This is a genomic window from Kluyvera fluvialis, assembly GCF_059725275.1.
In genome coordinates, this window is sequence record NZ_AP046142.1 from 2104585 (window position 1) to 2131338 (window position 26754).

A 26754-nucleotide genomic window follows, 5' to 3' on the forward strand; every position below is an offset into this window, starting at 1 on the left:
AAGCCAACGCTGGACGGGTTTGCTCAAAAATAATGCAAACATAGCGTTGGCTATATTTTAAATCATTGAGAATTAACGAGAAGTTTATAGATCTTTTCGAGGTCGTCAATATTCTTTACACGGACAAGCAAACGCCGTTGTTCTAATTGCATCACCAGAACACCATCTTCCGATAAATTCATTTTTTGAATGCGGCTGTATTTTATCCAGGCATTAGCAAAGAAGAAGCCTTCGGTTTTGAAGATTATTTTCGGGCTGCGGATCCAGAACAGATAAAATCCCATCAACGCCAGCGCACATAATAACCATGTGGTAATGAGCGCGCCGTGGCGGGTCATATTGTTGTAAACCAGAATGACAATCAGCACGACGAAGATAACGCTGTCGATGCGGCTAGAGCGCAGGAGAGGGACGGAAAGCAGCGTAGTGCCGTGACGGCGGGGCATGATGAACTGGTCATAAATGGCGAATGCCAGCAGTGCGATGATGAATAGAACCAGTACCAGATCCGTTAATGTCATTAAGCCTCCGAATAAAAAAAACCGGGGGCATAGGCCCCCGGCGTACAACGGTTATTACAGACCCAACAGGCCGACAGCGTAGCCCGCGATACCGATGACGAAGAAGCCAACGATAATCCACAGTGGGTTCACTTTCTTACGCAGCAGCCACATACATGCGAAGGTCAGCAGCAGTGGCACCAGGCCCGGCATTAACTGGTCGAGAATGGTTTGCACGGTGGTCACGCGCGTTTGACCATCCTGACCGGTAATGGTTGACACCACCAGCGGAATGTTAACGTGCGTCCACTTGTTAACCAATGCCCCCATGACAAACAGGCCGAGGATTGACGCCCCCTCGGTCAGTTTTTGCAGGAAGCCGCCGCCCATATCTTTAACGATATCGACACCCTTACGGTAGCCATAAGCGACGCCGTAATAACGGGTTGCCAGACGGACTACGTTGAACAGAATAAAGAACAGCAGAGGCCCAAGCAGGCTGCCGCTCATCGCGATACCCGCCCCGAGTGCTGCAAATACCGGGCGAACAGTACCCCAGAAGATCGGGTCACCCACACCGGCCAGCGGGCCCATCAGACCGACTTTGATACCGTTGATTGCGGCATCGTCAATCTCTGCGCCGTTAGCTCGTTGCTCTTCCATCGCCAGCGTAACGCCAAGAACCGGCGCGGCGACATAGGGGTGAGTGTTGAAGAATTCCAGGTGACGCTTGATAGCCTGTTTACGCGCATCGTTATTCTCTGGGTACAGACGACGGATCGCCGGAACCATAGAGAAGCAGAAGCCCAGCGCTTGCATACGTTCGAAGTTCCATGAACCCTGGAACAGGTTCGAACGCAGGAACACACCACGAATATCGCCCGGAGTGAGTTTTTTCTCAGTGGTATTTTTAGTTATATCAACCATGTCGCTCACCTGCTAGTCCAGTTCGTTATCAAGGGAGTTCGCGCCAGCAGCCGGAGCCGCAGCACCCGCAGAGCGGTTGTATTTCGGGCTCAGCTGAATGTACAGAATTGCCATTACCGCACCAATTACACCCAGTGCCACCAGGTTAAAGTTGGTGAAGGCCGCAGTGACGAAGCCCAGGTAGAAGAACGGCATCAGGTAGCCTGCACGCATCATGTTGATAACCATCGCGTAACCGACCACGACAATCATACCACCTGCGATGTTCAGACCGCTGGTCACCACTTCTGGAATGGCGTTCAGCATGTTCTGTACTTCGCTAGTACCGACGGAAACGGCCACAACCACTGCTGGGATAGCGATACGCATCGCTTGCAGGAACAGGGACGAAACGTGAATCCAGGACAGCGCCGTCAGGTTGCCGTTTTCGGCCGCCTTATCTGCTGCGTGCTGGAATGCCACGGTAATAGTACGCACGATAATGGTCAGAACCTGGCCTGCTGCTGCCAGCGGAATCGCCAGCGCGATACCAGCACCGATGCTCTGATGACCGGCAATAACCAGAATGGTAGAAATAATGGAAGCCAGAGCGGCGTCAGGGGCAACGGCAGCACCGATGTTCATCCAACCCAGGGCGATCATTTCCAGAGTACCACCGATAATAATACCGGTTTTCATATCCCCAAGAACGATACCGACCAGGGTACATGCCACCAGCGGACGGTGGAACTGAAACTCATCAAGGATCGACTCCATACCAGCGATACAGGCGACGATGAATATCAGCACAATTTGAAGAGTGGTAATCTCCATTGTACTTCTCCTATTTACGTAAGACTAAAGTGTGAAAGCTGAGTCGCAATCAACGAGAAGGCTTATTTGCCAATCTTGTTGATCAAATCCATCATTTTCAGTTTCGGATCGTTGGAAACTTTACGGACTTCCAGCTCAATACCACGGGCATCCAATTTCTTGAACGCTTCGATATCTTTTTCATCGACCGAAACCGCGTTATTCACCTGTGTTTTACCCTGACGGAATGCCATACCGCCGATGTTGATGGAGGTGAATTTCACACCACCTTCAGCAAGGCGTTCGACGTCTGTCGGATTGGTGAACAGCAGCATCACACGTTCACCCGCGTATTTCGGGTTGTTATAAACGCGGAGCATCTTCGCAACATCTACGACGTGTGCCGTTACGCCCGGAGGAGCAACCTGGGTCAGCAGAGTTTTACGTACGGTATCCGCAGCCACTTCGTCGCTGACGACGATAATTCGGCGGACGTCAGTTTCTTTCGTCCAGCGGGTAGCAACCTGACCGTGAATTAAACGGTCATCGATACGCGCCAGGCCGATTATCATGTAGTCATTTGCACCCATAGGCTTCAGCGGAGCAGGCGCTGGCGCTGCAACTGGAGCCGGTGCGGCTTTCTCTACCGGTTTTGCTTTCAGCGCTTTCACGCCTTCGCTACCGGTTTCAACGGCCAGAGCAACCAGTTCATCGAAGCTCGGATTATCGTCACGGGCCATGAAGGTTTCGACCAGCATCGGGACGTTGACCCCGGCGATCACTTCATAGTTTTCTTTATCGACAACAATGCGACTGGCGGCGTTGAACGGGCTACCACCCCAGGTATCGACAAGGAACAACACACCCTTGCTGGTATCCAGTTTCGCCAACTGCGCGTTGTATTTTTCGATTAAGGTTTCTGCATTCTCGCCTGGCACGAAATCAATCCAGCCCACATTTTCCTGCTCGCCCAACAGCATTTCTGTCGTTTTCAGCAGTTGTTCTGCTGCCCAACCATGTGTGCCTATTACAATAGCAATCGTCACTTGCTACCTCCTTTTATTATCGTGTGTATCAGTAGGGCTGATACCTTTTGGGCCGATGTCCTAACCGAATCGATTCAGACAAGGGTTGGAAAGAAAAATTAATAACTACCGAGAATTATTTTAGACAGCGAAAGAATAATTAATGTGATGAAGATCCGTAATTTAGTTAATGGGATGCAATTATTTTGAGGTGTAAAAAATTACCTTACATTTTGCAAAGACTGGTAAATCTCTGCCAAAATGCCATTTAGATTTGCTATGTTAATGCCTCGTTTAATCACACAGGAGTATAGGGCATCAGCCCGTAGTATGGATCGTCACCGACGCCTTTTCGCACTAGCCCGCTGTTGCGGCACTTCTTTCGGCCCTGAGCGCCACACTTTTCTATCGCCTCATATCGTCTCGCTGCCACATGACACAGCGATGATTTGTCACGTCTCTCATTGGAGTGGTTTATGGAACTATTAATGGACCCGTCAATTTGGGTGGGATTGTTGACATTGGTGGTGCTGGAGATTGTTCTCGGCATTGATAACCTGGTGTTTATCGCGATTCTTGCCGATAAACTGCCGCCAAAGCAGCGTGACAAGGCTCGCCTGATTGGCCTGTCGCTGGCGTTGGTGATGCGTTTGGGCCTGCTTTCGGTCATCTCCTGGATGGTTACGCTGACCGCACCGCTGTTCAGCGTGTGGGGGCAACCATTCTCAGGCCGTGATTTGATTATGCTGCTCGGCGGATTATTCCTGCTGTTTAAAGCCACGACCGAACTCCATGAAAGGCTGGAAAACCGCCAGCATGATTCGGGCCACGGCAAGGGCTACTCCAGCTTCTGGGTGGTTGTCCTGCAAATTGTGGTGCTGGATGCGGTCTTCTCGCTGGATGCGGTGATTACTGCGGTCGGTATGGTGAACCATTTGCCGGTGATGATGGCGGCGGTGGTGATTGCGATGGGCGTGATGCTGCTGGCCTCTAAACCGCTGACGAACTTTGTCAACCAGCACCCGACGGTAGTTGTGCTGTGTCTGAGCTTCTTGCTGATGATTGGCCTGAGCCTGGTGGCTGAAGGGTTTGGCTTCCATATTCCGAAAGGTTATCTGTATGCGGCGATTGGTTTCTCGATAATCATCGAGCTGTTTAACCAGATTGCGCGACGTAACTTTATTCGTCACCAGTCAACGCTGCCGCTGCGTGCGCGTACGGCTGACGCCATTCTGCGCCTGATGGGCAATCGCAAGCCGGTGAACGCCGTTGCGCAAGAGGAAGGCCATCAGCCCACGATACCGGTCCCGGAAGGGGCGTTCGTGGAAGAAGAACGTTATATGATTAACGGCGTGCTCACGCTGGCTTCCCGCTCGCTGCGTAGCATCATGACACCACGCGGCGAAATTAGCTGGGTAGACGCTGACTTGAGTACCGAGGAAATCCGCCAGCAACTGTTGTCGTCGCCGCACAGCCTGTTCCCGGTGTGCCGAGGCGAGCTGGATGAAATTATTGGTATCGTTCGTGCCAAAGAGCTGCTGGTTGCGCTGGAAGCGGGTGAGGATGTGCAGGCGATTGCGGCGGCTAGCCCGGCGATTATTGTGCCGGACACACTAGACCCGATTAACCTGCTGGGCGTGCTGCGTCGGGCGCGCGGTAGCTTTGTTATCGTCACCAATGAGTTTGGTATGGTGCAGGGGCTGGTTACGCCGCTGGACGTGCTGGAAGCGATTGCCGGTGAGTTCCCTGACGCGGACGAAACGCCGGAAATTATTGCCGATGGCGATGGCTGGTTAGTGAAAGGCTCTACCGATCTGCACGCGTTTCAGCAGACGCTGGGGCTGGATAACCTGCTCGACGGCGACAATGAAATTGCCACTGTCGCCGGGCTGGTGATTGCCGTTAACGGTCAGATCCCGCCGGTGGGCGAGGCCATTGAACTGCCATCGCTGCACATTACGGTGACCGAGGCGAATAATTACCGTGTCGACCAAGTCCGCGTGGTGAAGCTAAGTTCACCGCACGACGACGAAGAGTAAGGTAAGAATCAGCCGCTTTCCAGGGGGGAAGGCGGCTGATGTTGCGCCAGCCACTGCGGAAATTCCTCCAGCGGCATCGGCTGGGCAAACAGATATCCTTGTAACAAATGCACGCCGTGGCGCTGCAAATAGTTCGCCTGTTCACGTGTTTCAACGCCTTCCGCAATCAACTCAATATTCAGACGCTGCCCCAGTGCAATAATGATATCGGTCACCGTCGAGTTGACGGCATCGGTTCCTATCGCTTCTGTGAATGATTTGTCTATTTTTAGCACATCCGGGTGCAGCATCTCTAACCATGAAAGCGAACTATTACCAGTGCCAAAATCATCGATAGCCAGCTTGATTTGCTGGTTGCCCAACTCTTTGCGCAACGCGTAATTCACGTCATGTAACGCATCGCGTTCGGTTAGTTCGATGGTTAATTGCTGAACCGGCTGAAAGCTAAACCAGTGGTGCTGCAAGTCCTGTAGCAGCTGGTCATTGATAAAGTGCGCGGCTGCCACGTTGATACCAATCTGGAACTGAGGATCGTCGGGGAATAAGTGCAGTTTTTCCGCCGTTTCACGAATGACATAGCGAGTGAGCGGAATAATCAGATTTTGCGTTTCCGCAATCGGAATAAACACATCGGGATCGACCGAGCCAACGCGCGGATTGTTCCAGCGCAGCAGGATTTCTACGCCAATGCAGCGCTGCATTCGGGCGTCCATCTGGGGCTGGCAATACAGACTAAATTCTTTAGCGGCAATGCCCATATTGATTTCACGGGAAAAACTCAGCCGTCCGGCGGTCACTAGCCACGCCACCCATGTAAACAGTACGCTCATGATAATAGCGAGCGGCAGGTCGGTGAACAGATTGGTCAGCGCGAGCTGTGCCGCTCCTGGGCTAAGCGCGGTTACGCTGAACGGAAACCTGTCCGAACGCCGAGTGTAGGAACGGTTGCCTTCAGTAACCAGTTGCGAAGTAATACCGATATTGTGCTGATAATGCTGGTCGCCAACGTTGAGGCTAACGTGGTTAATCAATGGCGGCGAGGGTTCCAGAATAATATTGCTGATCAAATCGATATTGATAGACACCAGCACGCCATCCTGCCCGTCAGGCGATGCAGGAAACCACTGAATGAGTATCGGAGTGCCTTTCAGCAAGGAATGATCGGTGGCTAATTGCAGCAGCGGTTGGCGATTGGGCAGCGATGCCTGAAGGGTATGCACCGCAACATCGCGCGGCCCCAGTGCGCTGGAGCAATACAGCTTGCCGGACTTAATCAGCGCAATCGAACGCACGGTTTGCAGCGCCACCGCCAGCTTACGCAACGGCAGATGAATGGTTTCACACGGTTGGCCGACCAGGGAAATCATCTCTTTTCGCTGATTTTCCAGCGGCTGCAATATTTTATTCAGGCTCTCGACCGAGCGGCTGGTGAGCGTATCAATCTGTTTTTGATTTACGCCACGCTGCGAAATAAATCGGGTTCCCAGGGTGAGGGCAAAGGCGCTTATGGCGACAATCACACAAACAGCGATTCGCTTACGTAGATACTTTCGGATAATCCATTGGGCTGTTTGCATGTCCGATGCTCGGTGCGCATATATTGATAATGAAAATACCAGTGACGACAGAGCAAGTGTAGTGGGCAGCGAAAAAAGTGAGTGAAAATATGGAAATAAATCACCCACCCGTATTAGGGGTGGGTGGAATGACGTATTAGTCGCACTGAACCTTAATCGCCAGACCGCCGCGCGATGTCTCGCGATATTTGGCGTTCATGTCTTTACCGGTTTCGTACATGGTTTCGATAACTTTATCGAGCGATACACGAGGTTCGCTGGTGCGGCGCATGGCCATACGGGAGGCGTTAATCGCCTTCACGGATGCAATCGCGTTACGTTCGATACACGGAACCTGAACCTGTCCAGCCACTGGGTCACAGGTCAGCCCCAGGTTATGTTCCATGCCGATTTCTGCCGCTACGCAAACCTGTTCCGGGCTTGCGCCCAGCAGTTCCGCCAGACCGGCTGCCGCCATAGAACAGGCCACGCCCACTTCGCCCTGGCAGCCCACTTCCGCGCCAGAAATAGACGCATTCATTTTGTACAACGCGCCAATGGCTCCGGCTGCGAGGAAATAACGAATATAAATATCCGGGCTAACCGGCTCAATAAAGTGGTCGTAATAGGCCAATACCGCCGGAACAATCCCACAGGCGCCGTTGGTTGGCGCGGTGACTACGCGCCCACCGGCGGCGTTTTCTTCGTTGACGGCAAGGGCGAACATATTGACCCAATCCACCACATTCATCGGGTCGTTAGACAGTTTGTCGTTGGCGACCAGCAGACGACGCAGCGCTGAAGCACGGCGAGGCACACGCAGTGGCCCTGGCAGCACGCCTTCGGTATTCATGCCACGATCGATACAGGCGCGCATGGTCTGCCAAACATTGGCGAAGTAATCTTCGATTTCTTGCTTGCTGTGCAGCGCCAGTTCGTTTTGCATCACCATGCCGGATAACGACAGGCCGGTGTCCTTGCAGTATTTTAGCATTTCGCTCGCCGAGGCAAACGGGTAGGGAACCTGCACCTCATTGCTGGCTTCTTTGCCGAAATGTTCTTCATCGACGATAAACCCGCCGCCGATGGAATAATAGGTTTTGCTGTAGACCAACGTATCGCCCGCCCAGGCGTGGATCTGCATGGCGTTTTCATGCAGCGGCAGGTTGTCGCTACGAAAACGCATACCATCATCGGCAGGGAAATCGACTTCCCGGCGGCCTTGCGCCAGCAGCAGACGCCCGCGCGTTTCAACATCGCGGATAAACGCGGGAATGGCATCAATATCCACGGTATCCGGCTGGTTTCCCGCCAGACCCATAATGATAGCGATATCGGTGTGGTGGCCTTTACCGGTTAAAGAGAGTGAGCCGTAGACGTCAACTGCAACGCGCGTCACGTCATCAATCAGTCCCTTTTCGACCAGGTCATCGACGAACTGCTTGCCAGCCTTCATCGGCCCTACAGTATGGGAAGATGAGGGGCCAATCCCCACCTTAAACATGTCGAATATACTAATCACGATAACACTCCTGACAGGGTTGCCGCGTTGTTGCGGCAACGATGTAATAATTGCGCATAGTGTATGAGGGAACCCAGAAATCGGCTGAACTATTCACATGAATTTAATTAATGAATAGCAAAGATTTTACTAATGCCGAAATCCAGATTTTAAGGTAAGTATAGTCAGGGTTTTAGGCCCACTTGTAGCGCTAGCTCACGAATGATACCCGCCGTCATACCCCAGACAAAATAGTGCTGATACCAGGAGAGCCAGACGCGATGCGAATTGCCACGGCGATGAATATCGAGCGGGTGATAGCGCCCCAGACGTAGCGCCTCGGCAAGCGGCATTTCAAATACCGACGCCACTTCATCTTCACTGGCGTGATAATGCAAATTCGGCGGGATAACGCCCAGCACGGGCGTCACCTGGAAACCGGTCACACTATCGACCGGAGGAAGAACGCCAATCACATCGACGCATTCCGGTGGAATAGCGACCTCTTCCTGCGCTTCACGCAGTGCGGCGGCAATCAGCGAGGCATCGCTACTGTCAACCGCACCGCCGGGAAACGCCACCTGTCCAGGATGTTTGCGCAACCGCGCGGAACGCTGGGTTAACAGCAATCCCGGCTGCGGGCGACGGACAATCGGAATCAGCACCGCCGCCTGACGGGCATTAAGCGCCGCGCGGGTGGTTTGTGGGCGAAGTAGCTGAAAGCGGGAAAGAAAGTCATCCAGATTCAGCGAACTATCTTCCATGTTCAGGACTCCAGTTGATGTAGGATACGGTTAACTTTATCAAATGTTTCCTGATATTCCGCCTCTTCGTCACTGTCGGCGACCAGGCCACCGCCAGCGGAACAGAACAGCGTACTCTTTGTCGCCGTAATGGTTCGAATAGTAATACTGGTGTCCATGTTCCCGCAGGCGCTGAGATATCCCACGCTGCCACACCAGGCGTTACGGCGCTGTGGCTCCAGTTCGTCGATGATTTCCATCGCCCGCACTTTCGGCGCGCCGGTAATCGAACCGCCGGGGAACGCCGCGCGTAGCAAATCGGTCGCGTGTAGCGAGGGTGGCAGGGTAGCCGTAATTGTGCTGACCAAATGATGCACCGCCGGGAAGGGCTCCACCACAAATAGCTCAGGAACCCGCACGCTGCCTGGCATTGCCACGCGGCCAATGTCGTTGCGCATCAGGTCAACAATCATCAGATTTTCGGCCTGATCCTTCGGTGAACTTGCCAGCCGCTGCGCCTGGTGCGCGTCGGCTACGGGATCTTCAAGACGCGGCAACGTGCCTTTAATTGGGCGAGTCTGGATGTGCCCCTGCTCAAGCTGAATAAAACGCTCAGGCGATAGGCTCAGAATTGCGCTGTCATCAAAACGCAGGAAGGCGCTGAACGGCGCGCGGTTGGCGCGATTCAACTGCACAAATGCTGCCCATTCATCGCCCTGGTAACTGGCCTGGAAGCGTTGCGCCAGATTCACCTGATAACAGTCGCCGCTGTGCAGATAAGCCTGCACCTGGCGGAATTTTTCGCCGTACTGCTGGCGGCTCATATTCGAGCGCCATGCTGAGGTCAGAGAAAACGCCGGGCGCGCGGGCGTTTTCTGTTGCTGTAGCCACGCTAAACGGGCGTCGATATCGCCATAGCTCAGTAGCGTAACCCTCTGCCGATGATGGTCAACGATCAGCGCCCAATCATAGATGCCGATCGCCATATCCGGCACGTTTATATCGCGCTGAGCCTGTTGCGGCAAACGCTCAAAGCGGCGGCCCAGGTCATAGCCGAAAAGCCCTACCGCGCCGCCAATGAACGGCAAATCTGCGAGAGGTTGGTTGGCAAACTGGCATTCGTCCAGCGCCTGTTGCAACAAATGCAGCGGGTCGTCTGTTGAGCGCACGGTTTCACCTGCGGCGTGGCACTCGGTGATATCGCCATAGGTCAGCAGCGTTTTACAGGGTTGCGCAACCACAATGTCGTAGCGGCTGTGCGGGTGGTCGGCATAACCGGAGTGCAACATCATCGCCCACGGTGAGGCGCTTAACGGCGCAAAATAAAATTCTGCGGCGTCCTGTCGCCAGGGAAGCGTCATGGTTGAAGGGTGTAACATCGTTTTCTGTCCAGCCTGGTCTGCACTGCCCGCTGGCTAATGTTGGGGCAGCATGAAATAATAAACGCTCTATCTTTCTGGCTGAGCCTGGAAGATTTTGCGTACAAACGCGCACAATGTAGCAGGAGTCAATGATGTTTGCAGGATTACCTTCACTGAGCCATGAACAGCAGCAAAAAGCCGTCGAGCGTATTCAGGAACTGATGTCGCAGGGGATGGCAAGCGGTCAGGCCATTGCGCTGGTGGCTGCTGAATTGCGTGCGAATCACACAGGCGAGAGGATTGTCGCCCGTTTTGAGGACGAAGACGAGTAAGCCTATGGCCTCATGGCTGAAGCCCTTACTTTTTGTTCTCGCGCAGACGCCGCTGCTGGCGGCGGCTGCCGGAACATGCCAACTCACCGATCCCTCTCTCACGTTACAAAGCTACACCGCGGATCCACAGCGACAACGCATCGCCATGTACTGGCAAAACGCCGAGGGTAAAGCCTGGGGTTCGCTGCGCGCGTTATTGCACGATATCAACGCCGATGGCCGTGTACAGATGGCGATGAACGGCGGTATTTACGCTAAAGCCTACGCGCCTCTTGGCCTGTATATCGAAAAGGGACACAAGAAGGTGGCGCTTAATCGCGCGTCTGGCGGCGGTAATTTTTTCATTCGGCCTGGCGGCGTTTTTTATTTGCGCGGTAAAGAGGCTGGGATCGTTAGCATTGATAAGCTCAAGTCTGTCAAAGGCATGGAGTATGCCGTCCAGTCAGGCCCGATGCTGATTGAAAATGGGGTGATTAACTGGCGGCTAAAACCCTCTGCCAGTTCGCGCAAACTGCGCAATGGCGTGGGCATCACCGCACAGGGGAAGGTGGTGTTTATGCTCAGCGAGCGGGAAACTAATTTCTATGATTTCGCCTGTTATGCGAAATCGCGGCTGAATGTCCGGCAGATGCTGTATCTCGACGGTACGATTTCTAAAATGTACACACCGAGCCGTGGTATTCCGTGGCAGTATCATCCTTTCGTGACGATGATTACCGTCGAAAACCGTTAAACGCGCCTTCCGTTGCCGGAAGGCGGCGGGTTAGATAATCACATCCGGCAATTGCTCCGGGTCGTCGTGCAGCGTCACGTGCGTGACCTGCTCGCCGCGCCACAGCGTAAGCTGAGTACCTATCGGCGTGTGATGCACATTCACTTCCGTTAACGGCGATTTTTTCGCCAAATCCCACACCCCGACAAAACGAGCCTGCGGCAGGTGGTTGCGCAACACCAGATAGCTGAGGTCGCTTATGGCGGGGTTATCGGGCGCAAGCCCTTGCCACAGCTCGCCGTCACCGGATAACCACAGGGCAAAAGTATCGCCTCCATGCGCGAAGTGGCGTGGCTGGCAGCCGTGCAGCGGTGTGGTGGTGGAGGCTTTCATCTCACGCAACGGGCCGCTGAGAGCAAACGGCTGCGCTTCACCACTTTGATCCAGCGCCTGAGCGGCCAAATGCAGCGTCCAGTCGAGCTGTTGGCGATGTGGGTTCTCTACCGTAGACAGGTCAATCAGCACGTCATCAAGCCACAGCAGGCGGCGGCGGAAGCGCACATCTCGCCAGGCATTGGCGTCCCATTCCACTCGCGTATGGCTGTTGAGTTCAGGCGCTGGTTTTGCCCAGTCTACTTCGGTGTCGAGCCACAAGAAATCATCGCCCATATGCCAATTTAGCACCTCCGGGTTGGCCGGTGGCTGATTGCTCTGGTTGACCGTCAACGTATTGTGGGTGGCGCTGTTTTTGTAATAGTCATAGTGCATTTGGGCGCCATAACCTGTCGTGCCCAGATCCGGCAGCAGCCAGCCGTCATTTTGCCATAGCATCAGGCCGAGCCGGTCGTAATGGTCATGTTCGCCGCCCCACGGGCTGTGTTTAATCAGCACCGCCTGGCGTTGTTGTGGCCTACGCCATAGCGTTAACCCCGCGCCAGGGGCAAACAGCGACTGCTGTGGGATCAGGTCGAGCGTTTTTTCCGGCAGGGGCTGGTCACGCCACAGCAGGGTTTCACGCTCATCCGGTTCTGACTCGGTGAACTGCAATACGGCGGCGTACAGCGGCTCGTGCCAGATAAACCACGCAAACTCGTACAGATCCCGGTGATGCAGTTTCTCCTGCCCTGCGAGACAATCGTTCAGGCGAGGGAACGTGCCGTCGGGTAGCAGCAATGAGAGCGGGAAGCTCAGCATTTGCGGATACCACGGGCCATCAATCAGGCTCCAGCGCGTGCCGCGCGCCAGCTTCTCAAAGGCAAAGAAACCTTGCAGTGCGTAGTAATGGTAATGTACCGATCCTTCAAACCATAACCCTTCCGCCAGTAAACCGTTTTCTAGCTGCCAGCGCAGGCCGTAAGGCTGGTGAACGGCAAACTCCAGCAGGTTTTCGTCCTCCAGCACAAAGCCCAGCACCCCCAGCGCGGCGCTGATTTTGACTTCATGATTATGGATTTGCGGGCTACGGTGCGCGCGCAAAAACGTTGCCGCACAGCGCAGCAGATTGTCGCAAATATGCTGTCGCTCGGCAGCGTTCAGGCTTTCGCTGATAAAGTCGTAGCCCAGCGCCATATCAAGAATACAGTTGGCTTCGCACAGCGTCTGGGCGTTCATCTTGCCCGGGCCGTTGTGCGGAATATTACCGTGGACTTCATAGCCCGGATACACATCGGCATAGCCCATCAGCAGCGTGCGCACTTTATCGCGATAGCGCGTTTCGCCGGTTATCTGCCACAGCAACCCCAATTGCTGGCAGGCGCTGGCATTACGGCCATTCATTTCACGCCACCAGGCGCTGTCCCACGGCTCACCGCTGAACACTTCGCCATCGACAGGGCAACGGTGTTGATGCGCAGAATCGGGCATCCACGTCAGCCGCACGCCGTGGTGCGGACAAAAATAATACAGGTTCCAACTGGCAATCCCGGTTTGCGGGATACGCACTGCGGCATCAAGTATCGGTTGTGCATTCTTCACGAGCTGTTCAATCAGGCCGTTATTGCCGGCTGCACGTCTGGCAATGTCGGGCCATAGCCCAGAAAATTGTTTCATCAGTGGTTATCCTTGACCTCTGCCGATGCTGAAAGTGGGGTGATAAGTGTGGTGATATCGTCGGGGTATTTTTCTCGCAGCCAGCGGGCTTTCTCGCTGAATAGCGCGTCTTTCGGCCAGGCGTGGGCGGCGGTGGCCATATTGCGCAGCGCTTTTTTGTCATCCATTTTATCGAGATCTTTCCACGGCCACGGTTTATCGCTGTTAATAAACCCTGCAATGTACTGGTAGCCTTTGAGCAAGCTGTGATCGTCGAGGGTAAAGTTCCAAATATCGACGCCGGCCTTCTCGCCAAGACGGCCCAGGCGGTTGTAGGCTTCGAGATTAAAGTTGCTGTAGTGCCACGGGCGGGTACGCTCCAGCTCCGCCATCTGGCGGCCTTCCGTGTCAAATTGACCGGCGATACGGCGTAACTGGGTGATGTGCAGGCGTTTTTTCGCTTCATCTGTTTTGCCGCTGAACAGCGCAAACGTAGCGGCCTGCATATCGAAATAAGTGCCGTGGTTGTTATGCCAGTTTTCTTCTTCAAAGCCGTTCTGGCTGGTGGTCATCCAGTGATAAAACTCACCGAACCACTGCTTAAGGTGGTTAACGTCAGACTGGCTTAATGACCCAGAATCTTGCAGCAGGGCAATGGCATCGACCACATCAACCAGCGCGCGGCTGTCGATAATGCCAATTCCGCGTCCGGTGTTAATGCCTGGGATCGCCTGTGCATATTGCAGGTTCGGCGTCATGCGGGTTTTCTCATCCAGGAACCAGGTTTTCAACTGTTGCGCCGCTTTTTGCGCGTAGCGCTGATCCTGCGAGAAATACCAGGCCAGCGCCAGGGTCGAGACATCATTGCTCATTTTTACCAACCGATTTTTGTCGGTGGCGTCGCTGTTGGCGTCTGGGTTGGTCTGGCCGTCTTTGCGAATATACGGCAGACCATCTTTGGTATCGGGATTCGGCCACCAGTATGGCGGGAAACTATAGTAGTCATGCTTGTTGCCGCTGGCAGCCAGCAGCGTTTTATCCATCACAGAAAATAGCGGGTGTTTCAGCGCCTGGTCAGCTTTTTTCAACAATGCGCTTTCGGCTTGCAAAAATAGCGGATCTTTAGCCGCAATCTGCTGGCGGCTAAAGGCCAAATCTTTACCATCGAGCGTATATGGCTCGGCGGCATAAAGGGAGGCGCTGAGGCCAGAACACAGCAGCGCGATGCATAATATTCTTGGGCGAAGTATTGAACTCATAGTGATAACCCTTCTGCAAATATGAGAAAAGATAACAAGAGAATTATGTCCGTTGCGTATTTTCTGAAACGCAAAAGACCGGTGGCTTAATTAAAAATAACGTATTTGTAAATAGGTTGGCGTGCAGTGTAAAAGACAAAGTGATTTTTTTTGTGATATCCATCATGTTTATTGTGATGTATAAAAAATGACGGTATTACTGCAATCTGAGTCACGGTTTTTGGCGTTTTTCTATTTTTGTTTAAATATTTAACAAAAGCAGTAAAATGATAAGTTATTGGTTTTTAGGTATAAAATAATAATGTCACTTTTTATGTCACTTCCAGGTGTGATCTGATTCAACTTTTCTGTTTTTGAAATACGATTTCTTTTTTGTGTGGTTGTATTAGGAAATGCAATTCTATTTAATGTTTGAAAATAAATTTTTACGCATGTTGTATTAATACCAGAATGCTTTTTCAGCACCTGGAAATGCATTCTTTGCGAATTTAATTACCTTTGTGCCTACAATAAAGGATATGCAATCATGTCTGCGAATAAACTACGTTCAATATTACTTCTTTCTGCGCTGGGGTTAGGGATCGGGCAAAGTTATGCTGCCACTACCCTTAATGTCTGGATTCGTGCTAGCAATGACTCCAAAAACATCTACAAACAAGAAGCAGAGAAGTTTGAGCATAAGACTGGCATTAAAATTGAATACTTCAATGCCACGACCGATTTTGAACAGCGGTTAGCGAGAGCAACGGCAGGGAATGCCTTACCTGACCTGATCTTTAACGATGCGGCATCGCTGGGGCAGTTTATCCAGCTCGGCATTGCCGAAGAGATTATCCCTTCCAGCATTGAAGGCGGCGACCAGCTGTACCAAACTGCCTGGAACAGCACCCGTTATATTGATGGCAAATATTATGGCGTGCCGACCTCGGCTCAAACTTTTGCGCTGTTCGTGCGTAAAGACTGGCGAGAAAAACTGGGTCTGCCCCAGCCGAAAAGCTGGGACGATATTCAAACCCTCGCCAAAGCCTTTACCACCCAAGACCCAGATGGCAACGGTAAAAACGACACCTACGGCTTTATCGTTCCGGCATCCACCACGCGCGGCTATGCAAGCTGGTTTATGAGCAGCTTTATCTGGCAGGCTGGCGGCGACTTCGTGCAAGAGAACAACGGCAAATTCAGCGCCTCGCTGAATACCCCTGAAGTTAAACAGGCAATGACCTTTATGCGCACCATGATGTGCGAAAAAGTCACTCAGCCGGGGGCGATTAACGCTACCACCGCCGACGTGATCCCATCCTTCCGTTCCGGCCAAAGCGGCATGTTCTTTAGCGGCCCGTATCACATTGCGCTGTTTGATAAAGATCCAGGCAAAGACAACTTCGAAGTTGTCCCTGTCGTTGGGCCGAAAGGCGAAGCAACGCTCGCCGAGGGGACGACGGTATTCATGATGAAAAGCAGCAAACAGAAAGAAGCCGCGCGTAAATTTGTCGAATTTATGATTTCCCAGGAAGGGCAGGAAATCGGCATGGGTAAAGGCAGCCAGCATATTCCGGTGGTACGTCTGCCGGTGAACAAGAGTGTTGATGTCAAAGCCGTTTATCAGGACGCGCGCTGGGAAACCTTCGCCAAACTGTACAACGAACAAGGGCGCTACGTACCGCAAATTCCAAACTGGACGCCGGTACGCCAGGTGGTTGCCGATGGCTTTAACCGCATTTTCGCCGATTGTAATAGTGATATGACCGCCGAGCTGACCGCTATCGACGGCAAGGTTAATGTCGAGCTGGAAAAACAAAATGTGTTGGCTAAGTGAGGAAATGAGTTATGACGCTGCATGAGACGAAGTCCGCGCCGCTAAAGCCAGCTGCTTCGCCTGACGCCACCGGATGGCTGACGTCAAAACGGAAACGGGCGCTGATCCCCTGGCTGTTTTTAGCCCCCGCGCTGGTGATTTTTAGCTGGTTTAAGTTTATCCCGATGATTCAGGGTCTGGTGATGAGCTTTTACAAAGTGAATTTCAACCAGCCAAACGAGTGGGTCGGGTTTGATAACTTTACCCGCGCCTTTGCTGACGTGGAATTACATGCGGCGGTTGTGAATACGCTGTTGTATGTGCTGGTCACGATGTTTGCCGCAGCCATCCTGGCGTTTTTCCTCGCCATGCTGTTGGAAGGCCCGGCGCACCATCTGCGCTTTATCCGCACCGCCATTTTCTTACCGGCGGTTACCAGTGCGGCGATTGTCGCCGAAATGTGGCGCATCCTGTTCAACCCAACGCCGAACGGGGTGATGAACCACATTCTGAGCTGGTTTGGTGTAGCGGATCAGGGCTTCCTGGCCAGTTCCGACCAGGCGCTGTGGGTGATTATGTTGCTGCACATATGGAAAGCCGTGCCGTACAACATGGTTATCTTTATTGCCGGTCTGGCGGGGATTAGCCGCGATCTGTACGACGCCTCCAATGTGGACGGCGCGAACTGGTGGAACCGCCTGCGCTACGTCACGCTGCCTGGGATGATCCCGGCGCTGTCGGTGGTGCTGATGCTCTCCTTTATTCGTGGTTTCCGCGTGTTTGCGGAAGTGTACGCCACCACCGGCGGCGGGCCTTCTAACGCCACGGAAATGGTGATGACCCACATCTATAAACTGGGTTTTGAGCAGTTCGACTATGGCTATGCTTCTGCGGTGTCGTTCCTGTTATTCACCTTCACGGTGATTCTAACCATCTGTCATTTGACGCTGAAAAAACGTATCGCACGTTACTAAGGAGCCATGATGTTAAGTAAACGTTGGGATACCGCAGGACGCTGGTGCATCTACGCACTGCTGCTGATTGTCTTCGTCGGGCCGTTCTGGGGTATTGTCGCCACCGCCTTCAGCGGCGCGCCGGTTAAGCCGGGCGAGCTGCTGGCCTGGCCGCAGGAATTCTCGTTCGATAACTTCATTTTTGCCTGGCAGGATATCGGCGTGTGGCAGTACCTGCTGAACTCCATTCTGGTGGTGTTCTTCGGCACGGTGCTTCAGGTGTCAGTGAGTGCGCTGGCTGCTTATGCCCTGGCGCGTAAGAAGTTCCGTGGCGTGGCGTTGGTCAGCCTGGTGATCCTCTCCACCATGATGCTGCCAGAAGAGGTGATCGCCATTCCGTTGTACATGATTATTAACTGGCGCCTGCCGTTTATCGACGCCTCGCTGTACAACAGCTACCTCGGGATGATTCTGCCGGTTGTGGGGTGGGCATTCTCTATCTTCGTATTGACCGAGTTTATGTCGGCGATTCCGAAAGAGCTGGAAGAGGCTGCTCGTATCGACGGCGCGAATGAATGGCAGATTTTCTTCCACGTGATTCTGCCGCTGGTGAAACCGGCGCTGGGGACGGTGGTGACGTTCGGCTTCATCATGATTTGGGATCAATACCTGCTGCCGCTGATTGTGGTCAACCAGGACAGCCTGAACACCATTCCGGTCATTCTCGGCACGTTGCGTACCGATGAAAGTATTACCCCCAACATTTTTATTGCCATCACGTTACTGGCGATGCTGCCAAGCATCATCGTCTATCTGGGCCTGCAAAAACATTTCAACCGCGGGATTATGTCTGGCGCGGTCAAAGGATAAGGAGCTACCAATGGGATCCGTTGTACTGAATAGCGTGCGTAAGTCTTATGGTGATGCGCATGTCATTAAAGATGTGTCGTTAACTATCCCGGACGGTGAGTTTTGCGTCCTCGTGGGGCCGAGCGGCTGCGGTAAATCAACGCTGCTGCGCATGATTGCCGGGCTGGAGGAGATCTCCGGCGGGGAAGTACACATTAATGAGCGTAACGTCACGGAAGTTGAACCGAAGCTGCGTGATATCGCGATGGTGTTTCAGAGCTATGCGCTGTATCCGCAGATGACGGTGCGGGAAAACATGGGCTTCGCGCTGAAAATGGCGCGACTGCCGAAAACAGAAATTAACGAAAAGGTGAACGAGGCGGCGTCGCTGCTGGGGCTGGAACCGCTGCTGGAACGTCTGCCGAAAGATCTTTCCGGCGGCCAGCGCCAGCGTGTAGCGATGGGCCGCGCGATTGTGCGTAAGCCGCAGGTATTCTTGTTTGATGAACCGTTATCCAACCTCGATGCCAAGCTGCGTACTCAGGTGCGTGGTGAGATTCGCGAACTGCACCGCCGTTTAAAAACCACGTCGGTGTATGTCACCCACGACCAGATTGAAGCCATGACCATGGGGCAGATGATTGTGGTGTTGCGGGATGGGCGCATCGAACAGGCGGGAACGCCGCTGGAGCTGTATGACAAACCGGCAAACCTGTTTGTGGCAGGCTTTATCGGCTCACCGGAAATTAACCAACTGCCGGGGGAAGTCGTGCTGAACGGCAACGTCACCAGTCTGCGCCTGAAAGACGGTTCACTGCTGGCGCTACCGGCGGGAATGCAGGTGAAAAACGGCCAGCAGGTGGTGTACGCCATCCGTCCTGAACAGGTGAATGTAGTGAATGAAGCGCGTGACGATGCCCTGGCGGCGAAAGTCACCGCAGTGGAAAACACCGGCTCGGATATGCAGCTATTTTGCGATACCGGCGGCGGGGCGTTTACCTCGGTATTTAAACAGCGTCTGGCGGTAAAAGAGGGCGATAACATCTGGCTGCAACCGAAGCTCTCCGGTGTGCATCTGTTCGACGCCCAGAGCGGCCAACGCATTGAGTGCCTGGAGGGCGAATAAGGTGGCGATGAAGCTGTACACCCTTGATGAAACCTGTCTGGAGAATGCGCGCGCGGGCTTAAAGCAGCCGTTCTCGCCGCTGCAACTGGCGCTGAGCAAACTGGTAGCTGAAGCGGACGTATTAAGACGTGAATCACCAGAAAGCGTGGTACATAAAAAACTGCGCCCGGCCAGCGGTGACGCGCATGATTATTACAGCCTGGGAACCTATTGGTGGCCGAACCCACGGCGGCCCAATGGGCTGCCTTATATCCGTCGCGATGGGCACATTAACCCGCAGTGCGAAAATAATGATACCGACACCACGCGTATTATTCGCATGTGTGAGCGCTGTCTGACGCTGGGGCTGGCGTGGTATTTCACCGGTCAGCGGCAATACGCGCAGGCCGCCGCACAGCAAATTCGCTGTTGGTTTCTGGATGCGGACACGCGGATGAACCCGCATCTTAACTATGGTCAGGCGATTCCGGGGATTGTCTCCGGGCGCGGTACTGGGCTTATCGATACCCGTTTGCTGTGGATGGTGGTGGGCACCATCGGCCTGATTAATCCCGCGAGTGTGCTGGATACCGACGATATTATCGGCCTGCATCAGTGGTTTCGCGATTTTAACCACTGGATGTATTACAGCGAAATCGGTCATTCCGAATACGTTTGGCATAACAACCACGGCACCTGGTATGACGCGCAGCGCACGGTGAACGCACTGTTCTACGGCGATAAAGGTCTGGCCGCGCGGATTATCGAGCAGGGGATCACCCAGCGTATGGCGGCGCAAATCGACCAGGACGGCAAGCAGACGATGGAGCTGGAGCGTACGATTCCGTTCCATTACTCGCTGTTTAACCTGGAGGCGCATTTGCTGCTCAACCGTTATGCCGAGCATGTGGAGTTTGACCGCTGGAATACCATTCGTGACGGGCGTGGCGTGAAGCAGGGGATTGATTACCTGGTGCCGTTTATCCGTGAACCGGATCTCTGGCCGTACAGCGACCTGCAAGGGATTGTCTGGGATAGCGCGCTGCGCGTGTTGTTGCAGTCGGTGCGGGGATATCCGAAGCAGTCGGCAAGCTATCGCGACGTGCTGAAATGCCTGCCGCAAGAAACACTCCAGTTGAAAGAACAGCTGATGTGGTGTCCCGCCTAATCGCTGAACATGGCAGATGGCATGGACGTAGCCCACGTAGGCCTGATAAGCGAAGCGCCATCGGGCGATGGCAGCCACCGTGCCGGATGGCGGCGTAAACGCCTTATCCGGCCTACAGAACCGCCGCGTTTGTCGGCTGATAAGCACCGTTTGTAGGCCTGATAAGCGAAGCGCCATCAGGCAATGGCAGCCACCGTACCGGATGGCGGCGCAAGCGCCTTATCCGGCCTACAGAACCGCCGCGTTTGTCGGCTGATAAGCACCGTTTGTAGGCCTGATAAGCGCAGCGCCATCAGGCAATGGCAGCCACCATGCCGGATGGCGGCGCAAGCGCCTTATCCGGCCTACAGAACCGCGCGCCATCAGGCAACGCGCGGCGCGGTGGTTTACACCGCCGCGATAATCTTAATTTCGACTTTGTAACGCGGGTTCATCAATTTTGCCTGCACCGTGCAGCGCACTGGCGCATGGCCCGCAACCACCCACGCATCCCACGCTTTGTTCATTGCTGCAAAATCATCGCCATCGGCGAGGAAAATGGTCGCATCAAGAATACGCGACTTGTCGCTACCTTGTTTTTCCAGCACGGCGTCAATTTGCGCGAGGGTGTTTGCCGTCTGCTCAAAGGCATCGGCGTCCAGATTTTCCGGCACACCGGTGTAATACAACGTGTGGTTATGAATCACCACGTCAGACCAACGGGCTTCGGCATCAATACGTACAATGGTCATTTCAATTTCCTTATGTCAATCACGTAAACGCGCTAAGACTGCCACAATGTCGGCGCGGCGTCACGACTTCGGCTAGCATAAGCGGGGTTGGCCTGACATAATCACTGGGAATTTTTCTAGGGGGTAACGTGACGGACGATTTTGCAGCAGACGGCCAACTAGCGCAGGCGATAACCGGCTTTAAACCGCGTGAACCGCAACGCCAGATGGCACATGCCGTCGTGAAAGCGATTGACGAAGGCCAGCCGCTGGTGGTGGAAGCCGGTACAGGTACAGGTAAAACCTATGCCTACCTTGCGCCTGCACTGCGTGCGGGTAAAAAAGTGATTATCTCAACCGGCTCCAAAGCATTGCAGGATCAGCTCTACAGCCGCGACTTACCGACCGTCGCCACCGCATTAGGCTATACCGGCAAACTGGCGCTGCTAAAAGGGCGCTCGAACTACCTGTGTATAGAGCGCTTAGAGCAACAAGCGCTGGCAGGCGGCGACTTACCGGTGAACACGCTAAGCGACGTTATCCTGCTGCGTAGTTGGGCGAACCACACGATTGATGGCGATATCAGCACTTGTGCCAGCGTAACGGAAGACTCGCAGGCCTGGCCGCTCGTGACCAGCACCAACGACAACTGTCTTGGCAGCGACTGCCCGCAGTATCAGGACTGCTTTGTGGTTAAGGCGCGCAAAAAAGCGATGGATGCTGATGTCGTGGTGGTTAACCATCACCTGTTTCTGGCCGATATGGTGGTTAAAGAGAGTGGTTTCGGTGAGTTAATTCCCGAAGCTGACGTGATGATCTTCGACGAAGCACACCAACTCCCGGACATCGCCAGCCAATATTTCGGCCAGTCGCTTTCCAGCCGCCAACTGCTGGATCTCGCCAAAGATGTCACTATTGCTTACCGCACGGAAGTGAAAGACACCCAGCAACTACAAAAATGCGCCGACCGCCTGGCCCAGGCGACGCAGGATTTCCGCCTACAGGTTGGTGATCCCGGCTATCGCGGTAATTTACGCGAACTGTTGGCGGATAACGCCGTCCAGCGCGCGCTGCTGCTGTTAGATGATGCGCTAGAGCTGTGTTACGACGTGGCAAAACTGTCTCTCGGCCGTTCGGCGCTGCTGGACGCCGCATTTGAACGCGCCACGCTGTACCGCGCCCGCCTCAAACGGCTGAAAGAAATTAACAAACCGGGCTACAGCTACTGGTATGAATGCAACTCTCGCCACTTCACGCTAGCGCTTACGCCGCTGACGGTGGCCGATAAATTCAAAGAAGTGATGGCACAGAAGCCGGGGAGCTGGATTTTCACCTCCGCAACGCTGTCGGTGAATGACGACTTGCACCACTTCACCGAACGGCTCGGCATTGAATCGGCGCAATCATTGCTGCTGCCCAGCCCGTTTGATTACGCCACCCAGGCGCTACTGTGTGTGCCGCGAAACCTGCCGTTACCCAACCAGCATGGCGCGGCGCGCCATTTGGCGGCGATGCTAAAACCGCTGATTGAGGCGAACAACGGGCGTTGCTTTATGCTGTGCACCTCGCACGCCATGATGCGCGACCTGGCAGAGCAGTTCCGCGCCACCATGACGTTGCCAGTTCTGTTGCAGGGGGAAACCAGCAAAGGCCAACTGCTACAGCAGTTTGTCAGCGCGGGTAACGCCTTGCTGGTGGCGACCAGCAGTTTTTGGGAAGGGGTGGACGTGCGTGGCGATACGCTGTCATTGGTGATTATCGACAAACTGCCGTTTACCTCGCCGGATGACCCGCTGCTGAAAGCGCGGATGGAAGATTGCCGTCTGCGCGGCGGTGACCCGTTCGAAGAGGTGCAGCTACCGGATGCGGTTATTACCCTCAAACAGGGCGTGGGCCGACTGATTCGTGACGTTGACGATCGCGGGGTGTTGGTTATCTGCGACAACCGCCTGGTGATGCGGCCTTACGGCGCAACATTCCTCTCCAGCCTGCCACCCGCGCCGCGTACCCGCGACATTCGCCGTGCGGTTCGCTTTTTGGCCGTGCCAACAGCGCGGTAATACGTGACAAAGTGTGATAAGATGCGCGCCATTTTGTTGACCCGTAACTGCGAGAGCGCGACTAAACATGCGAATTCTGGCTATCGATACCGCCACGGAAGCCTGCTCGGCTGCCCTGTGGAATGATGGTAACACCTGTGCTCACTTCGAGCTTTGTCCTCGAGAACACACCCAACGTATCCTGCCAATCGTGCAGGATATCCTTACTCAAGGCGGCGTAAGCCTGAGCGAACTGGACGCGCTGGCGTTCGGTCGCGGGCCGGGCAGCTTTACCGGCGTACGTATCGGTATTGGTATTGCGCAAGGGCTGGCGCTGGGCGCTGAACTGCCGATGATTGGCGTTTCAACGCTGGCGACTATGGCGCAGGGCGCATGGCGTAAGCAGGGCGCAACCCGCGTACTGGCGGCTATCGACGCGCGGATGGGGGAAGTCTACTGGGCTGAATACCAGCGTGACGAGCAGGGCGTATGGCACGGTGAAGAGAGCGAAGCGGTGCTGAAGCCGGAAGTGGTTCAACAGCGCTTAGCCGCGCTGAGCGGTGAATGGGCGACGGTCGGAACCGGTTGGGCTGCATGGCCAGAAATGGTGCAGGGCGCTAACGTCACGCTGACCGACGCCGACGTGCTGTTGCCGGAAGCTCAGGACATGTTGCCTATCGCCTGTCAGATGCTTGAACAGGGCAAAACGGTCGCTGTCGATAAAGCCGAACCAGTTTATTTGCGTAACGAGGTTGCGTGGAAGAAACTTCCTGGCCGCGAATGAATCTCAGTAGTAAGTCATATTGAGAAAGAGGAGCAGCATCATGGCAGGTCAATACCGTGTCGTGGGTGGCGTCATTATAGGGCTTGCCGCCCTGGCGCTGAGCGGTTGTGTCAGTGTGCCGGATGCCATTCAAGGCAGCAGCCCAACGCCACAGCAAGATTTAGTTCGCGTGATGTCCGCGCCGCAGTTGTATGTCGGTCAGGAATCGCGTTTTGGTGGCAAAGTGGTCAACGTTGAGAACCAGCAGGGGCGTACCCGTCTGGAAATCGCCACCGTGCCACTCGACAGCGGCGCACGGCCAATATTGGGCGAAGCCTCCCGTGGGCGCATTTACGCCGATGTTAACGGCTTCCTTGATCCGGTTGATTTCCGTGGACAGTTAGTCACGGTAGTCGGGCCGATTGTCGGCACCGTTGAGGGGAAAGTGGGCACCACGAAATATACTTTCCTGCACCTTCAGGCGACCGGTTACAAACGCTGGCGTGTGGCCCAGCAGGTCGTCATGCCGCCACAGCCTATCGACCCGTGGGTCTTTGGCCCGCATCCGTGGAACTACGGCTACGGCGGCTGGGGATGGTATAACACCGGCCCCGCTGAAGTACGGAACGTAGTAACTGAATAAAATTTTGACGTTGTAGCAGGCAAAGAAGAAACAGCGGCTAGCCCGCTGTTTCTTCTTTGTTATGGATATAAAAAAAATAAAGAGTGACGCGCTTCGCAACCTTAATTTTGAGTAATTCTTAAACTGGTACGCTGAGTTAATATTATGTTAACGAGAGTTTGCCAATTGGGGTTGTGATGACGACGAATACGTATTTTAGAGGTGATGCTTTGAAAAAGGTTTGGCTCAACCGTTATCCTGCTGATGTTCCGGCAGAGATCAATCCTGACCGTTATCAATCCCTGGTGGAACTCTTTGAACAGGCCGCAACGCGTTTTGCCGACCAGCCTGGCTTCGTCAACATGGGCGAAGTAATGACTTTCCGAAAATTAGAAGAGCGCAGCCGCGCTTTTGCCGCCTATCTCCAGCAAGGTCTGGGGCTGAAAAAGGGCGACCGCGTCGCGCTGATGATGCCTAACCTGCTGCAATACCCGGTTGCCCTGTTCGGGATCCTCCGCGCGGGGATGATTGTGGTCAATGTCAACCCGCTGTACACCCCGCGTGAGCTAGAGCACCAGCTTAACGATAGCGGCGCACAGGCAATCGTGATTGTCTCCAACTTTGCCCACACGCTGGAAAAAGTGGTTGAGAAAACCCAGGTGAAGCACGTTATTCTGACGCGCATGGGTGACCAACTGTCCACCGCGAAAGGCACGTTGGTGAACTTTGTGGTGAAGTACATCAAGCGCCTGGTGCCGAAATATAACCTGCCGGACGCTATCTCGTTTCGTCGCGCGCTGCAAAGCGGCTACCGACTGCAATACGTGAAACCGGAAGTGACGGCGGATGATATCGCCTTCTTGCAATATACCGGCGGTACAACCGGCGTGGCGAAAGGCGCGATGCTGAGCCACCGCAATATGCTCGCCAACCTTGAACAGGTGAAAGCTACCTACGGGCCGTTGCTGCACGAAGGCAAAGAGGTGGTGATTACCGCGCTGCCGCTGTATCACATCTTTGCGTTAACCATGAACTGCCTGCTGTTTATTGAGCTGGGTGGTAAAAATATTCTGATTACCAACCCGCGTGATATTCCGGGGCTGGTAAAAGAGCTGGCGAAATACCCATTCACCGCGATGACCGGGGTGAATACGCTGTTCAACGCGCTGCTAAATAATAAAGATTTCCAGCAACTGGACTTCTCGACCCTGAATTTATCGGCAGGCGGTGGGATGCCGGTGAACCAGTCGGTGGCCGATCGCTGGGTGAAACTCACCGGCCAATATTTGCTGGAAGGCTACGGCCTCACCGAATGCTCGCCGCTGGTGAGCGTGAACCCGCATGATATCGACTATCACAGCGGCAGCATTGGCCTGCCAGTGCCATCAACCGACGTGAAGCTGGTGGATGACGACGACAACGAAGTGGCCGCCGGAGAGCCGGGTGAGCTGTGCGTGAGAGGCCCGCAGGTGATGGAAGGCTACTGGCAGCGCCCGGATGCTACCGCCGAGATTATCAAAGACGGTTGGCTGCATACCGGCGATATCGCGGTGATGGATGAAGAAGGCTTTCTGCGCATTGTTGACCGCAAAAAAGATATGATTCTGGTTTCCGGCTTTAATGTCTATCCGAATGAAATCGAAGATGTAGTGATGCAACATCCCGGCGTGCTGGAGGTTGCAGCGGTAGGCGTACCGTCTGGCAATAGTGGCGAAGCGGTGAAGATTTTCGTGGTGAAAAAAGACGCCAACCTCACCGAAGAAGCGCTGGTGACATTCTGTCGCCGCCAGTTAACCGGCTATAAAGTGCCGAAACTGGTTGAATTTCGTGAAGAATTACCGAAGTCGAACGTCGGTAAAATTTTACGACGAGAATTACGTGACGAAGCCCGTGGCAAAGTGGACAATAAGGCATAAGTCACGAGTCATGATGCCAAACGCCAGCTCAGCTGGCGTTTTTTTTGGCGCAATCTAAG

Annotated in this window: 25 protein-coding genes; 14 read left to right on the forward strand and 11 right to left on the reverse strand. The window is 54.1% G+C overall.

All coding sequences use genetic code 11. The annotated features are described in order from the left end of the window. Positions 1–62: 62 nt before the first annotated feature. The 4 genes from AC6I4B_RS10020 to manX all read right to left on the reverse strand — a co-directional run bounded on the left by AC6I4B_RS10020 (position 63) and on the right by manX (position 3265). The gene (locus AC6I4B_RS10020; protein WP_497771380.1) at positions 63–521 is read right to left on the reverse strand and encodes a DUF986 family protein; all 459 of its coding nucleotides are present in this window, start codon (positions 519–521) and stop codon (positions 63–65) included. 54 nt (positions 522–575) lie between these two features. Then, complete coding sequence (locus AC6I4B_RS10025; RefSeq protein ID WP_497771382.1) at positions 576–1427, reverse strand: PTS mannose transporter subunit IID; 852 nt, start codon at positions 1425–1427, stop codon at positions 576–578. A 12-nt stretch (positions 1428–1439) separates the two neighbouring features. Continuing rightward, positions 1440–2240: a PTS mannose/fructose/sorbose transporter subunit IIC gene (locus tag AC6I4B_RS10030; RefSeq protein ID WP_497771383.1), complete on the reverse strand. Its 801-nt coding sequence runs from the start codon at positions 2238–2240 to the stop codon at positions 1440–1442. A gap of 62 nt (positions 2241–2302) precedes the next feature. Beyond that, complete coding sequence (manX, locus tag AC6I4B_RS10035) at positions 2303–3265, reverse strand: PTS mannose transporter subunit IIAB (protein WP_497771385.1); 963 nt, start codon at positions 3263–3265, stop codon at positions 2303–2305. A gap of 455 nt (positions 3266–3720) precedes the next feature. On the opposite strand from manX, the gene yoaE reads away from it, so the two are divergent. Then, complete coding sequence (yoaE, locus tag AC6I4B_RS10040) at positions 3721–5283, forward strand: CNNM family cation transport protein YoaE (RefSeq protein ID WP_497771386.1); 1563 nt, start codon at positions 3721–3723, stop codon at positions 5281–5283. Positions 5284–5291: 8 nt separating this feature from the next. Here yoaE and pdeD read toward each other — a convergent pair whose 3' ends face one another. The 4 genes from pdeD to pabB all read right to left on the reverse strand — a co-directional run bounded on the left by pdeD (position 5292) and on the right by pabB (position 10462). Beyond that, positions 5292–6860: a cyclic di-3',5'-guanosine monophosphate phosphodiesterase PdeD gene (pdeD, locus tag AC6I4B_RS10045; RefSeq protein ID WP_497771388.1), complete on the reverse strand. Its 1569-nt coding sequence runs from the start codon at positions 6858–6860 to the stop codon at positions 5292–5294. 136 nt (positions 6861–6996) lie between these two features. Next, positions 6997–8361 carry an L-serine ammonia-lyase gene (gene sdaA, locus AC6I4B_RS10050; RefSeq protein WP_497771389.1) on the reverse strand — a complete coding sequence of 455 codons (1365 nt, stop codon included), beginning with the start codon at positions 8359–8361 and terminating at the stop codon, positions 6997–6999. Between the two features lie 164 nt (positions 8362–8525). Continuing rightward, the gene (locus AC6I4B_RS10055; RefSeq protein WP_497771391.1) at positions 8526–9104 is read right to left on the reverse strand and encodes a CoA pyrophosphatase; all 579 of its coding nucleotides are present in this window, start codon (positions 9102–9104) and stop codon (positions 8526–8528) included. A 2-nt stretch (positions 9105–9106) separates the two neighbouring features. Then, complete coding sequence (gene pabB / locus AC6I4B_RS10060) at positions 9107–10462, reverse strand: aminodeoxychorismate synthase component 1 (protein ID WP_497771392.1); 1356 nt, start codon at positions 10460–10462, stop codon at positions 9107–9109. A 134-nt stretch (positions 10463–10596) separates the two neighbouring features. Between pabB and AC6I4B_RS10065 the strand changes: the two genes are divergently transcribed. Together AC6I4B_RS10065 and AC6I4B_RS10070 are read left to right on the forward strand one after the other, a co-directional pair. Then, positions 10597–10776: a YoaH family protein gene (locus AC6I4B_RS10065; protein WP_497772093.1), complete on the forward strand. Its 180-nt coding sequence runs from the start codon at positions 10597–10599 to the stop codon at positions 10774–10776. A gap of 4 nt (positions 10777–10780) precedes the next feature. Continuing rightward, positions 10781–11509 carry a phosphodiester glycosidase family protein gene (locus tag AC6I4B_RS10070; protein ID WP_497771394.1) on the forward strand — a complete coding sequence of 243 codons (729 nt, stop codon included), beginning with the start codon at positions 10781–10783 and terminating at the stop codon, positions 11507–11509. Positions 11510–11539: 30 nt separating this feature from the next. Here the strand turns inward: AC6I4B_RS10070 and AC6I4B_RS10075 are convergent, their stop codons facing one another. Both AC6I4B_RS10075 and AC6I4B_RS10080 read right to left on the reverse strand, forming a co-directional pair. Next, positions 11540–13537, reverse strand: a complete 1998-nt coding sequence (locus AC6I4B_RS10075; protein ID WP_497771396.1) for a heparinase II/III domain-containing protein — start codon at positions 13535–13537, stop codon at positions 11540–11542. Beyond that, positions 13537–14775, reverse strand: a complete 1239-nt coding sequence (locus AC6I4B_RS10080; RefSeq protein ID WP_497771397.1) for an alginate lyase family protein — start codon at positions 14773–14775, stop codon at positions 13537–13539. The genes AC6I4B_RS10075 and AC6I4B_RS10080 overlap by 1 nt, the downstream gene beginning before the upstream one ends. A 526-nt stretch (positions 14776–15301) precedes the next feature. Here AC6I4B_RS10080 and AC6I4B_RS10085 point away from each other — a divergent pair. From AC6I4B_RS10085 to AC6I4B_RS10115, 7 genes are read left to right on the forward strand one after another with little or no spacing between them, the layout of a single operon-like run. Next, on the forward strand, positions 15302–16591 hold the full coding sequence (locus AC6I4B_RS10085) for an ABC transporter substrate-binding protein (RefSeq protein ID WP_497771399.1): 1290 nt from the start codon (positions 15302–15304) through the stop codon (positions 16589–16591). An 11-nt stretch (positions 16592–16602) separates the two neighbouring features. Further along, complete coding sequence (locus AC6I4B_RS10090; RefSeq protein ID WP_497771401.1) at positions 16603–17544, forward strand: carbohydrate ABC transporter permease; 942 nt, start codon at positions 16603–16605, stop codon at positions 17542–17544. 9 nt (positions 17545–17553) lie between these two features. Then, the gene (locus tag AC6I4B_RS10095; protein ID WP_497772095.1) at positions 17554–18393 is read left to right on the forward strand and encodes a carbohydrate ABC transporter permease; all 840 of its coding nucleotides are present in this window, start codon (positions 17554–17556) and stop codon (positions 18391–18393) included. A gap of 10 nt (positions 18394–18403) precedes the next feature. Next, positions 18404–19498, forward strand: coding sequence for an ABC transporter ATP-binding protein (locus AC6I4B_RS10100; RefSeq protein WP_497771403.1), 1095 nt, complete (start codon positions 18404–18406; stop codon positions 19496–19498). A gap of 7 nt (positions 19499–19505) precedes the next feature. Next, positions 19506–20645, forward strand: coding sequence for an alginate lyase family protein (locus AC6I4B_RS10105; protein ID WP_497771404.1), 1140 nt, complete (start codon positions 19506–19508; stop codon positions 20643–20645). Between the two features lie 21 nt (positions 20646–20666). Continuing rightward, entirely contained in the window at positions 20667–20801 is a 135-nt protein-coding gene (locus AC6I4B_RS10110) for a hypothetical protein (RefSeq protein WP_497771406.1), read from the forward strand. A 27-nt stretch (positions 20802–20828) separates the two neighbouring features. Next, a complete protein-coding gene (locus AC6I4B_RS10115) occupies positions 20829–21068 on the forward strand; it encodes a hypothetical protein (RefSeq protein ID WP_497771407.1) in 240 nt (79 codons plus the stop codon). Here AC6I4B_RS10115 and AC6I4B_RS10120 read toward each other — a convergent pair. Continuing rightward, positions 21032–21376 carry a RidA family protein gene (locus AC6I4B_RS10120; protein WP_497771409.1) on the reverse strand — a complete coding sequence of 115 codons (345 nt, stop codon included), beginning with the start codon at positions 21374–21376 and terminating at the stop codon, positions 21032–21034. The genes AC6I4B_RS10115 and AC6I4B_RS10120 overlap by 37 nt on opposite strands. A gap of 128 nt (positions 21377–21504) precedes the next feature. On the opposite strand from AC6I4B_RS10120, the gene yoaA reads away from it, so the two are divergent. The 4 genes from yoaA to fadD all read left to right on the forward strand — a co-directional run bounded on the left by yoaA (position 21505) and on the right by fadD (position 26695). Beyond that, positions 21505–23415 carry a DNA repair helicase YoaA gene (yoaA, locus tag AC6I4B_RS10125; protein ID WP_497771410.1) on the forward strand — a complete coding sequence of 637 codons (1911 nt, stop codon included), beginning with the start codon at positions 21505–21507 and terminating at the stop codon, positions 23413–23415. A 67-nt stretch (positions 23416–23482) separates the two neighbouring features. Continuing rightward, complete coding sequence (gene tsaB / locus AC6I4B_RS10130) at positions 23483–24178, forward strand: tRNA (adenosine(37)-N6)-threonylcarbamoyltransferase complex dimerization subunit type 1 TsaB (RefSeq protein WP_497771412.1); 696 nt, start codon at positions 23483–23485, stop codon at positions 24176–24178. 40 nt (positions 24179–24218) lie between these two features. Next, positions 24219–24800, forward strand: coding sequence for a Slp family lipoprotein (locus AC6I4B_RS10135; RefSeq protein ID WP_497771414.1), 582 nt, complete (start codon positions 24219–24221; stop codon positions 24798–24800). A gap of 209 nt (positions 24801–25009) precedes the next feature. Further along, on the forward strand, positions 25010–26695 hold the full coding sequence (gene fadD, locus AC6I4B_RS10140) for a long-chain-fatty-acid--CoA ligase FadD (RefSeq protein ID WP_497771415.1): 1686 nt from the start codon (positions 25010–25012) through the stop codon (positions 26693–26695). Positions 26696–26754 lie beyond the last annotated feature (59 nt).